Origin of the sequence: Thalassospira sp. MCCC 1A02898 (genome assembly GCF_001618185.1) — a bacterium.
GTDB classification, from domain to species: Bacteria; Pseudomonadota; Alphaproteobacteria; order Rhodospirillales; family Thalassospiraceae; genus Thalassospira; species Thalassospira tepidiphila.
The window spans coordinates 219,110-230,702 of record NZ_LPXK01000014.1; the positions used below are offsets into that span (position 1 = coordinate 219,110).

The 11,593-nt window shown below is 55.8% G+C and carries 9 protein-coding genes and 1 tRNA gene; 2 read left to right on the plus strand and 8 right to left on the minus strand.

What is annotated here, in order from left to right; genetic code table 11:
• From kynU to AUQ41_RS20460, 7 genes are read right to left on the minus strand one after another with little or no spacing between them, the layout of a single operon-like run.
• On the minus strand, positions 1-1,194 hold the full coding sequence (gene kynU / locus AUQ41_RS20430) for a kynureninase (protein WP_063090428.1): 1,194 nt from the start codon (positions 1,192-1,194) through the stop codon (positions 1-3).
• Positions 1,191-2,816 carry an AMP-binding protein gene (locus AUQ41_RS20435; protein WP_008891968.1) on the minus strand — a complete coding sequence of 542 codons (1,626 nt, stop codon included), beginning with the start codon at positions 2,814-2,816 and terminating at the stop codon, positions 1,191-1,193. Before AUQ41_RS20435 ends, kynU begins: the two co-directional genes overlap by 4 nt.
• A 25-nt stretch (positions 2,817-2,841) precedes the next feature.
• Positions 2,842-3,993, minus strand: coding sequence for an acyl-CoA dehydrogenase family protein (locus tag AUQ41_RS20440; protein WP_063090430.1), 1,152 nt, complete (start codon positions 3,991-3,993; stop codon positions 2,842-2,844).
• Complete coding sequence (locus tag AUQ41_RS20445; protein ID WP_063090432.1) at positions 3,993-4,805, minus strand: enoyl-CoA hydratase family protein; 813 nt, start codon at positions 4,803-4,805, stop codon at positions 3,993-3,995. Before AUQ41_RS20445 ends, AUQ41_RS20440 begins: the two co-directional genes overlap by 1 nt.
• Positions 4,798-5,298 (minus strand): MarR family winged helix-turn-helix transcriptional regulator, encoded by a 501-nt coding sequence (locus tag AUQ41_RS20450; protein ID WP_008891965.1) that lies wholly within the window; start codon positions 5,296-5,298, stop codon positions 4,798-4,800. The genes AUQ41_RS20445 and AUQ41_RS20450 overlap by 8 nt, the downstream gene beginning before the upstream one ends.
• Positions 5,295-6,053, minus strand: a complete 759-nt coding sequence (locus AUQ41_RS20455) for an SDR family NAD(P)-dependent oxidoreductase (protein ID WP_063090434.1) — start codon at positions 6,051-6,053, stop codon at positions 5,295-5,297. Before AUQ41_RS20455 ends, AUQ41_RS20450 begins: the two co-directional genes overlap by 4 nt.
• Positions 6,054-6,059: 6 nt before the next feature.
• Positions 6,060-8,354: a bifunctional salicylyl-CoA 5-hydroxylase/oxidoreductase gene (locus AUQ41_RS20460; RefSeq protein ID WP_063090436.1), complete on the minus strand. Its 2,295-nt coding sequence runs from the start codon at positions 8,352-8,354 to the stop codon at positions 6,060-6,062.
• A gap of 180 nt (positions 8,355-8,534) precedes the next feature.
• On the opposite strand from AUQ41_RS20460, the gene AUQ41_RS20465 reads away from it, so the two are divergent.
• Complete coding sequence (locus tag AUQ41_RS20465) at positions 8,535-9,371, plus strand: alpha/beta hydrolase (RefSeq protein WP_063090437.1); 837 nt, start codon at positions 8,535-8,537, stop codon at positions 9,369-9,371.
• 1 nt (position 9,372) lies between these two features.
• Entirely contained in the window at positions 9,373-11,334 is a 1,962-nt protein-coding gene (locus tag AUQ41_RS20470) for a 3-hydroxyacyl-CoA dehydrogenase NAD-binding domain-containing protein (RefSeq protein ID WP_063090439.1), read from the plus strand.
• Between the two features lie 171 nt (positions 11,335-11,505).
• Here AUQ41_RS20470 and AUQ41_RS20475 read toward each other — a convergent pair.
• Positions 11,506-11,582: transfer RNA gene (locus AUQ41_RS20475), tRNA-Met, on the minus strand.
• Positions 11,583-11,593: the final 11 nt, after the last annotated feature.

The following is an 11,593-nucleotide window of genomic DNA, read 5'->3' on the forward strand; positions in this document are numbered from 1 at the left end:
TCAGGTCACCGCGTTGCGTTTGTGGAATTCCGGCTTGTCCCAAGCGCGGGTTTCCATGATTTCAGCCAAAATTTTCACCGCACCATCAACATCACCCTTGTCGATATAAAGCGGGGTGAAGCCAAAACGGATCACATCCGGTGCGCGGAAATCACCAATCACACCTCGCGCAATCAAGGCCTGCATGACGGCGTAGCCCTGATCAAACCTGAACGACACCTGCGATCCACGTTCTTCGGGATTGCGCGGACTTGCCAGTTCCAGCATCGGGCAATTTGCCTCGACCCCGGCGATAAATTGTTCACACAGCTCAATACTGCGTTTGCGGATATCGGCCATGTCAACGCCGTCCCATGCCTTCATGGCTTCTTCCAGCACGGTCATCTGAATGACCGGCGGTGTGCCGACACGCATGCGCGATACATCCGTTGCCGGGGTGTAATCGGGATCAAAGGCAAAGGGTGCTGCGTGCCCCAACCAGCCCGAAAGTGCGGGGCGGGCAGATTTTGCATGATCCGGGCGGACATAGATAAAGGCCGGCGCACCGGGACCACCATTCAGATACTTGTATGTACAGCCCACAGCGAAATCGGCATTGCATCCCGTCAGATCAACCGGCACAGCCCCGGCCGAATGCGCCAAATCCCAGATCACCAACGCACCAGCAGCATGGGCCAGATCGGTAAGGCGTTTCATGTCGTGCATCCGGCCCGTGCGGTAATCCACCTGGGTCAGCATCAGCACCGCCAGATCTTCGTTGATCAGGCTTTCGACGTCTTCCGGGTTCGGTATTTTCAACACATGACCACGATCAAGCGACTTGATCAGGCCATCTGCCATATAAAGATCGGTCGGGAAGTTTCCATTATCAGAAACGATCACCTTGCGATCCGGGCGCATTTCAAGCGCACTTGCCAAGGCCTGATAAACCTTGATCGACAGGGTATCACCCATCACCACAGTACCGGGTGCCGCCCCGATCAAACGTGCGACAAGATTGCCGACACGTTCGGGTTGCTCCATCCATTTGGCATCGTTCCAGCCACGGATCAGCATTTCCCCCCATTCCTGTTCGATCATCTCCTTGGCGCGGTTGGCCGCCGTTTTCGGCAGCACGCCAAGCGAGTTCCCATCAAGGTAAATCACACCTTCCGGGATATGGAACAGGGATTTGGTGGCGGCAAAGTCGGTCATGCAGACGGTTCCTGTTTCAGTCTGAAGCGCTGGATTTTTCCAGTCGCGGTTTTTGGCAACGCCTCGATAAAGACGACGGAGCGCGGATATTTAAACGGCGCGATGGTCGCTTTTACATGATCCTGAAGCGCTTTGGCCATCTCGGGCGTTGGATCGAAGCCTTCTGCCAGGACAATATGCGCCTGAACGATCGTTCCGCGTTCTTCATCGGGTGCGCCAACAACCGCACATTCCGCCACCGATGCATGTGCTAACAACGCCGCCTCGACCTCTGGCCCGGCGATGTTATAGCCCGACGACACAATCATATCGTCGTTGCGTGCAGCGAAATGATAGTAACCGTCCTCATCAACAAAGAACGCATCCCCGGTCAGGTTCCAGCCGTCGCGGACATAGACGCTCTGACGCACGTCATCCAGATAACGACATCCCGTGGGACCACGCACCGCAAGGCGCCCGACGGTTCCAACCGGCACTTCGTTCATTTTGTCATCGACAATCTTGGCTTCGTATCCGGTTACCGGCCGACCTGTGCAGGCCGGGTGGCTGTCACCAAATCGGTTGGAAATAAAGATATGGAGCATCTCGGTCGCACCGATGCCATCAAGCATCGGCTTACCGGTTTTTGCCATCCACGCTTCATAGACCGGGGCTGGCAGGGTTTCACCGGCCGACACGGCGGCGCGCAGTGATGACAGATCAGCACCATCTTCCATGGCTGATAACATCACCCGGTATGCGGTCGGTGCGGTAAAGCAAACAGTTGCCTTATAGGTTTCGATGATTTCGATCATGTTGGGTGGGGACGCCTTTTCAAGCAAGGTCGCCGTCGCCCCGAACCGCAGCGGAAAGATCGCAAGCCCGCCAAGCCCAAACGTAAAGGCCAGCGGCGGGGAGCCGACAAACACGTCATCAGGGGTGACATTCAGCACTTCCTTGGCATAGCCATCGGCAATGATCAGAAGATCACGGTGGAAATGCATGGTCGCCTTCGGACTGCCCGTGGTGCCAGATGTAAAGCCCAACAAAGCAACATCATCGCGCCCGGTCTTGACCGCTTCGAATTTGACCGATTTGGTCAGCGCAATGCGATCAAGCTCTGCATCATGATTGGCCGTACCGTCAAAGCCGATCACCTTTTTAAGGAACTTGCTGTCCTTGGCGCACGCCACCAGTTCATCCATCAGACGCGTGTCGCACAGGGCAAATTCGATCTCGGCCTTGTCTACAATCTGGCCCAGTTCACCGGCACGGAGCATTGGCATGGTATTGACCACAACCGCCCCGGCCTTGGTCGCGGCCAGCCAGCAGGCCACCATCGCCGGGTTGTTGGCCGAACGGATCAGGATGCGGTTGCCTGGCTTAACACCGTAATCCTCGGCAAGTGCATGGGCGATCCGGTTCGTCCAGTCTGCCAGTTCCTTATAGGTCCGCTGGCGTCCATTGCCGATCAGGGCTGTGTTGTCGCCAAATCCCTGTTCGACCATCTTGTCGGTCAGTTCGACCCCGGCATTCAGATATTCGGGATAATCAAACCCATCCAGATTGATATCCGGCCATTCTGCAAACGGGGGCAATTTATCCCGTGTGAAGCTATCGGTATGTGCGGTTGGTCCGAGCATTGTGAAGTCCCTGATACAGCCATTATTACGCCAGCGTTTGCCGTGCGATGATTATTTTCTGGACGTCGGATGCGCCTTCATAAATACGAAGGGCGCGAATTTCCCGGTAAAGCGATTCAACGATGTGCCCGCTGCGCACACCATCGCCACCATGAATTTGCACCGCCTTATCGATGACGGTTTGTGCATGATCGGTTGAATAAAGTTTGGCCATCGCCGCTTCGCGACTAACCCGCGCAGCACCACTGTCCTTAAGCCAGGCGGCGCGATAAACCAGAAGTGCGGAGGCATCGATATCAAGTGCCATGTCCGCGACATGCCCCTGCACCATCTGCAAATCAAAAAGCGGGGCACCAAACAGTTCGCGTTCCTGAACGCGGGTGATGGTTTCATCAAGTGCCCGTCTGGCAAAGCCAAGGGCGGCTGCGGCAACGGTTGACCGGAAAACATCCAAAACCGACATCGCGATCTTGAACCCATCCCCACCCTTGCCCATCAGGGCGGAGGCCGGAATACGGCAATCGGTAAATTTCAAACGTGCCAACGGATGCGGCGCGATGGTGTGAAGGCGCTCAGCGATTTCAAATCCCGGAATGCCTGCCGGAACGATGAAAGCCGAAAGCCCCTTGGCCCCGGGGGCCTCACCGGTGCGGGCAAAGACACAATAGAAATCGGCAATGCCACCGTTTGAAATCCAGGTTTTTTCACCGTTCAGGACAAAGTCATCGCCATCACGCTTTGCCTCAAGCGCGATATTGGCAACATCCGAACCTGATTGCGGCTCGGTCAGTGCAAAGGCGGCAATCGCCTTGCCGGAACGAACTTTTGGCAACCAGTTATCTTTCTGGTCGTTTGTTCCGAACAAGGAGATTGCGCCACTCCCCAACCCTTGCATCGCAAATGAAAAATCAGCCAGCCCGTCATAACGCGCCAGTGTTTCGCGGATCAGGCAAAGCGATCTGACATCAAGCTTTGATCCCGCATCATCCGGATCAACCGCCGCATGACGCAACCAGTCGCCACTGGCCAGACGTGCGACAAGATCGCGACAGGCCGCATCGACATCCTCGTGATTGATGCCCTTGATGTTGCTTGCAGCCCAATCATCAAGCTTTGCCGCCAGTTCACGATGGCGGTTTTCGAAAAATGGCCAATCAAGATAGGTCTTATCTGCCATCAGTCGCCCTCGAACACCGGTTTTTCCTTGGCAACGAATGCCTTGTAGGCGCGATTGAAATCCTCGGTCTGCATGCAGATCGCCTGCGCCTGTGCTTCGGCCTCAATCGCCTGCTCAATGGACATATTCCATTCCTGGGCCAGCATGGTTTTGGTCATCATGTGACCGAAGTTCGGGCCTTGGGAAATGCGTGTCGCCAGTTCAATGGCTTCTGCTTCAAGAACATCTGCCTCGACAAGGCGGTTATAGAATCCCCAACGCTCGCCTTCCTCTGCCGACATGGATCGGCCGGTATAAAGAAGCTCTGCCGCGCGGCCCTGTCCGATGATGCGCGGCAGGATGGCACATGCCCCCATGTCACATCCGGCAAGCCCGACCCGGGTAAACAGGAAGGCGGTTTTCGATGCCGCCGTCGCCAGTCGTAAATCAGATGCCATTGCAATGATCGCCCCGGCGCCGACACAAACGCCGTCGACCGCGGCAATTATCGGCTTGCCACACCCAATGATCGCCTTGACCAGATCACCGGTCATGCGGGTGAATTCCAGAAGGCCCTTCATGTCCTTGTCGATCAGCGGGCCGATGATGTCGTGCACATCCCCGCCAGAGCAGAAATTGCCCCCGTTCGAGCCAAACACGACCGCCTTGACGTCATCGGCATAGACCAGATCGCGGAACGTATCGCGAAGCTCGGCATAGCTTTCAAAGGTCAACGGGTTCTTGCGATCCGGGCGATCAAGCGAAATGACCGCAACGTCGCCTTCCATGCGCCAGTTGAAATGTTTGGGCGTGATGTTTGCCATCTTAGTCATGGTGGGGCGCCTCGTTATGATGGGAAATGTTGCGCAGGATGCGGATCAGGGCATCGGCATCGCCAGACGACAAATCGGAAAACAGATCCGAAACCCAACCTTCATGCACCAGCGCACGTTCAGCGAAATCTTTTTCACCGGCCTTGGTCAGACGCACAATTGATGCCCGACGATCATTTTCGACCGGCATGCGAACAACCAATCCCTCTGCCACCAGACGATCAACAATACCGGTGACATTGCCGTTTGATACCATCAGCGACTTTGAAAGCTCGCTCATGCGCATGCCATCGCGTTCGCGATAAAGGGCGGCCAGTACGTCAAAGCGCGGCAATGTCGATCCGAACTCAAGGCGCATCTTTTCGCGCAACTCGCCTTCGATCTTGCGCGACACCTTAAGGATCTGCAGCCAGGCGCGTAAACGTGCCTTCGACAGATCAGAGGTTTCATTTCCTGCCCGTTCGGAAAGTGCTTCGGATTTGTTCATGTTCATACTTCTCCTCCCGAAACGGAAATCGTCTGTCCCGTTATCGATGCCGCCTTGCGGCTGCAAAGCCACATGACGGTTTCAGCAACCTCTTCAGGCTGAATAAACCGGTTTTGCGGATTGATTTTGGCAAGGCTTGCGCGCGCGGCGTCCTTGCTCATGCCGGTTTTGGCAACGATGTTTTCCACCGACTGTGCCAACATCGGCGTTTCCATAAAGCCCGGGCAAACCGCATTGATCGTGATCGGGCTGGTCGCAAGCTCGGCTGCCATTCCCTTGACCATGCCCACAACACCATGTTTTGCCGCACAATAAGCCGTAACATAGGCATAGCCCTTGAGCCCGGCGGTCGAGGCGATTGAAATCAGCCGCCCCGGCTTGGTCTTGTCCATCGCGGCCAATCCTTCACGGAACGTCAAAAACGTCCCGGTCAGATTGACATCCATGGTCCGCTGCCAAAGATCGACCGATGTTTTGCCAATCGGTGCACTTTCGGCCATGCCGGCATTGGCGATCACCAGATCGGGGGTGCCGACCACATCGACCATGGTTGTGAACATATCTTGCACTGATGTTTCATCGGTCACGTCCGCCACGATGGCAGTGATGTTTTGATGTTCGGCAACTTCGGCCAGCACATCTGATCGCCGTCCGGATACCACAACCTTCACCCCGGCATCGGCCAGCATCCGGGCCATCACGGCCCCGACACCGGAACCGCCGCCGGTGATCAATGCGTTATGAACGGCAAGATCGGTCATCGGTGCTTATACCTTTCCGGTCATGGTTTCTGCCCGCTCGGCCAGACGGCACATCTGATCACGCCCGGCATAATACGGGGCCGGCCAGTTTTCTGTGCGGTTGCCAAGGTTGGCTGCCTGATGCAGCGTCCAATACGGATTGGCCAGATGCGGTCGCGCCAGACAAACAAGGTCAGCACGCCCGGCCATCAGGATCGAATTGACGTGATCGGCCTCATAGATATTGCCAACCGCCATGGTCGGAATACCGGCCTCATTGCGGATACGGTCGGAAAACGGCGTCTGGAACATACGGCCATAAACCGGCTTGGCATCCGTTGTCGTTTGCCCCGCCGAAACGTCACAAATATCGACGTCATTGGCCTTAAGAATCTTGGCAATCTCGACCGCTTCTTCGGGCGTAATGCCCGCTTCACCGACCCAGTCATTGGCCGAAATACGGACCGACATCGGCTTGTTCTTGGGCCATCCCGCACGGACGGCATTGATGACTTCAAGCGGATAACGCATCCGGTTTTCAAGCGATCCACCATATTCATCGTCGCGGATATTGCTGACCGGACTGATGAAAGATGAAAGCAGATAACCATGCGCGGCATGAACCTCGATCATGTCAAAGCCTGCGCGATCGGCCATTTTGGCAGATGCAACAAACTGATCACGAACCATGTCCATGTCTTCACGCGTCATGGCCTTTGGCAACGCATTGCGGTCCGACCATGCGATGGCAGATGCCGACATCAGCGGCCAGTTGCCATCCTTTAATGGTGCATCCATTTCTTCCCAGCCAAGCTGGGTCGAGCCCTTCCGCCCGGAATGACCGATCTGCATGCAGACCTTGGCATCCGTCTCGGCATGGATGAAATCCGTAATCCGCGCCCAGGCCTTCTCGTGGCTGGCATCATAGGCACCCGGACAGCCCGGTGTGATGCGACCTTCCGGCGAGACACAGGTCATCTCGGTATAAACCAACCCTGCCCCGCCTTTTGCGCGCTCGGCGTAATGCACCAAGTGCCAGTCGGTCGGGCAGCCATCAACCGCCTTGTACTGTGCCATCGGCGAGACAACGATGCGGTTCTTAAGCGACATGTCGCGCAATTGATAAGGTACGAACATCGGATGGCGAACCGGTGCACTTTCCGGAAGACCCGCCTGCGTCTGGAACCATTTTTCCGCACCTTCAAGCCATTTGGCATCGCGCAGGCGCAGGTTTTCGTGACTGATACGCTGCGATCTGGTCAGAAGCGAATAGGTAAACTGGGTTGGATCAAAATCGAAATAGCGTTCGATTTCCTCAAACCACTCCATCGAGTTGCGCGCGGCTGACTGCAGACGCAGGACCTCAAGACGGCGTTCGTCCTCGTATTTACCAAAGGCGGACTTAAGGTCACCTTCGGAATGCAGGTAGTTCGCCAGCGCAATCGCACTTTCAAGTGCAAGCTTGGTTCCTGACCCGATGGAAAAATGCGCTGTCGCCGCTGCATCGCCCATCAAAACGATGTTTTCATGCGACCAGCTTTTGCACAAAACCCGCGGGAAGCTCAGCCAGGCCGAACCACGAATATGGTGCGCATTGCTGATCAGATTGTGACCGCCCAGATGATCCTTGAAGATATCCTCGCAGGTCGCAATCGACTCTTCCTTCGACATCTCGCCAAAACCATAGGCATCCCAGGTTTCCTGAGTGCATTCGACAATGAAGGTCGCGGTTTCGTCATCAAACTGATAGGCGTGCGCCCAGACCCAACCCTTGTCGGTTTCTTCAAAGATAAAGGTAAAGGCGTCATCGAATTTCTGATGCGTACCCAGCCAGACAAACTTGCACTTGCGGGTATCGATATCAGGCTGGAAATGTTCGGCAAATTCCGTGCGGGTTCTGGAATTCAGGCCGTCACTGGCAACGACAAGATCAAATTCCTTGGCGTAATGCGCGGCACTTTCGGCCTCGGTCTCAAACCGAAGCTCAACACCAAGTTCGCGTGCCCGATCTTGCAACAGGATCAGAAGCTTTTTGCGGCCGATGCCGCAGAACCCGTGACCGGTGGAAATTGTCTTTTCGCCCCGATACTGAACCGCAACGTCATCCCAATAGGAAAAGTTGGCGCGAATGGCCTCGGCACTTTTGGTGTCATTCTCGGCCAGATTGTCCAGCGTCTCGTCAGACAGCACCACGCCCCAGCCAAATGTGTCATCAGGCTTGTTGCGTTCAATCACAACAACCTCATGCGCGGGGTCGCGCAATTTCATCGAGATTGCAAAATAAAGCCCCGCAGGACCGCCACCCAGACAAGCTACTCTCACCAGCTTTTCCCTTCCTGATTTGTTTGGTTGTTTCGGGAAACTGATAAAACGGTACGCCTCGTTTTATTTTATTTCAAGCACAAATATTTTAAGTTTGAAATATCTACGGATTTGCCTAGAATTTGATCCATAACCAGAATGCACCAGACAGGTGCTGCACGAAATTTCAGGGAACCGACCATGATTACCGACTGGGATGATGCTTATGCCAATGGCGATTACATTGCCGATGCCGCGACCTATCCGGAACTTTGGGCGACCCAGTCAGCAAAGTTTCTCGACGAGCTGAATGGCGACAATCGCGCCCGGCTTGATATCGCCTATGGCAACGCCCCCCGCGAAAAATATGATCTTTTCCTACCAACCGGCACGCCAAAGGGTCTGGTCGTGTTCGTGCATGGTGGCTACTGGAAGGCGTTTGATAAATCCAGTTGGTCGCATCTGGCGAATGGTGCCGTGACCAGGGGATGGGCTGTCTGCATGCCAAGCTATACACTCGCCCCTGATGCGCGCCTTTCCGACATTACCCGCCAGATCGGGGCTGCGATCACCCATGCCGCAGATCAGATTACCGGTCCGATCCACATCACAGGGCATTCGGCTGGCGGCCATCTGGTCAGCCGCATGGTTAGTCACACGTCGCCGCTTTCGTCCTCCGTTCTGGCACGGATCGAAAACACGGTTTCCATTTCCGGCCTTCATGATCTTCGCCCGCTGCTTCGGACCTCTATGAACGATACCCTCGGACTGGACGCGGCAGAAGCCGAACATGAAAGTGCCGCCCTTCTGAAGCCCGCCTTGCCATGTTCGATCACATGCTGGGTCGGGGCCGATGAACGCCCCGAATTTGTTCGCCAGAATGATCTGCTGGCCAATATCTGGACCGGCCTTGGCGCTCGCACGCGAAGTGTACATGCCCCGGACAAACATCATTTCAATGTGATTGCGGATCTCGCCGACCCGGATTCCGATCTCGTTGCCTGTCTGCTTACCCCTATCAGTGCAGAGGACGCATAAAATGTCGACCGTTACACTGACACTTGAAAACGCCATCGCGGTTATCACCGTCAACAACCCGCCAATTAACGCGACCAGCCACGCTGTGCGCAGCGGGATCGTCGATGCCCTCGATCAGATTGATGCCAATGATGACATCCGCGCCGCGATCCTGATTTGCGACGGCAAGACCTTCATTGCCGGTGCTGATGTCAGCGAGTTTGGCCAACCGCCCAAGACACCGATCCTGCCAGACGTGATCAAACGCATAGAGGCCGCAACCAAACCGGTCATCGCCGCCATTCATGGTCACGCTCTTGGTGGTGGACTGGAAGTGGCCCTTGGCTGTCAGTACCGCATTGCCGATAGCACGGCCAAACTCGGCCTGCCTGAAGTCAACCTCGGCCTGATCCCGGGGGCGGGTGGCACCGTCCGCTTGCCGCGCCTTGTCGCGGTTAGCGAAGCCATCTCGATGATTACCAGCGGCAAACCGGTTTCGGCTGCCAAGGCCAACGAGATAGGCTTGATTGATGCGATTACCCACGGTGCCTTGGGCGATGCCGCACGCGACTTTGCCAAGACCATCCTCAATCGTGAAACACCGGCATCGCTTCTTGCGAGGGATCCCATCGATACGCCGAGCTCTGCGCAATGGGATGACATAACAGCCGCAACGAAGAAGAAGGCCCGTGGTCAGGTCGCCCCGCTTGCCGCCATCTCCGCCATCCGAAACGGCATCGAACACGGCGCGGATGCAGGCCTTGCCTTTGAACGCGAAAAATTCATCGAACTGCGCGACAGCGATCAGTCAAAGGCGCTGCGCCACATCTTCTTTGCCGAACGCTCTGTTGCCAAACTGCCCGAACTCAAGGGTGTCGAAGCCAACCCGATCCGCGAGGTCGGCGTGATTGGCGGCGGCATCATGGGGGCTGGTATTGCAACCGCATCTCTGCTCGCGGGCTTTGATGTCACGATCATCGAACGCGATGAAGCGGCCTGTGACAATGGCCGTGCAACGGTTGAAAAACACCTTTCCGGCAGCCTCAAGCGCGGCCTGATCAATCAGGATCGATTTGATGCGCTGATGGCATCTCTTGCGACCAGCATTGATTACGCTGCCTTGTCCGATGCCGACCTGGTGGTCGAGGCCGTGTTTGAAGATATGGCTGTCAAACATGATGTCTTTGGCAAACTAAGCCTTCATTGCAAAGCCGATGCGGTGCTTGCGTCCAACACATCCTATCTCGACATCAATGAAATTGCCGCCCGCTGCGTCAATCCGCGGCGCGTGATTGGCCTGCATTTCTTCTCGCCCGCCCATATCATGAAGCTGCTTGAGGTTGTCCGAACCGACAAGGCCGACACCAAAAGCCTCGCAACCGCGTTCGAGTTTGCCCGCGCCCTTGGCAAGATTGCGGTACCGTGCGGGGTGTGCGATGGCTTTATTGGCAACCGGATCATGTCGGCATACCGCAAGCATTGTGAATACATGCTCGAAGATGGCGCACTCCCCCATCAGATTGATGCCGCCATGGTCGAATTCGGCTTCCCGATGGGCCTGTTTGCCATGCAGGATATGGCGGGCCTTGAGATTTCCTGGGCCACCCGCAAACGCCTCGCCCCGTTCCGCGATCCGTCCGAACGTTATGTCGCGCTGGGTGATTACCTTTGCGAGATGGGACGTTTTGGCAAAAAGAACGGCCTTGGCTGGTATCGTTATGATGAAAACGGCAAGGCCCATGCGGACCCAGAAGTCGATACATTGGTGATCGCGGAATCAGAAAAAAAGGGCATCACGCGGCGCGAATTCACCAACGCGGAAATCATGGATGTCATCCTTGGTGCGATGCGCAGCGAGGGCGACAAGATCCTGTCAGAAGGAATCGCCAACAATGCTGATGCCATCGATGTTGTCATGGTCAATGGCTATGGCTTCCCGAGACATAAGGGCGGGCCGATGTTTATGAATGCGAAAGAGGATTAGGCGAGAATTGCGGGGGCAGGATTAGCGCTCGCTTTGCTCGCTCAGCTTCGACCTTTGGCCTACGCAAAGAACCTGCAAACAGGCATTGGCCTGTTTGCGATGCTCCAATCCATATGCACCCGACAATCGAACATTAAAAAAGCCCGCCACGAGGGCGAGCTTATTTAATGTTGGTTGCGGGGGCAGGATTTGAACCTGCGACCTTCAGGTTATGAGCCTGACGAGCTACCGGGCTGCTCCACCCCGCGTCAGTGGGTGT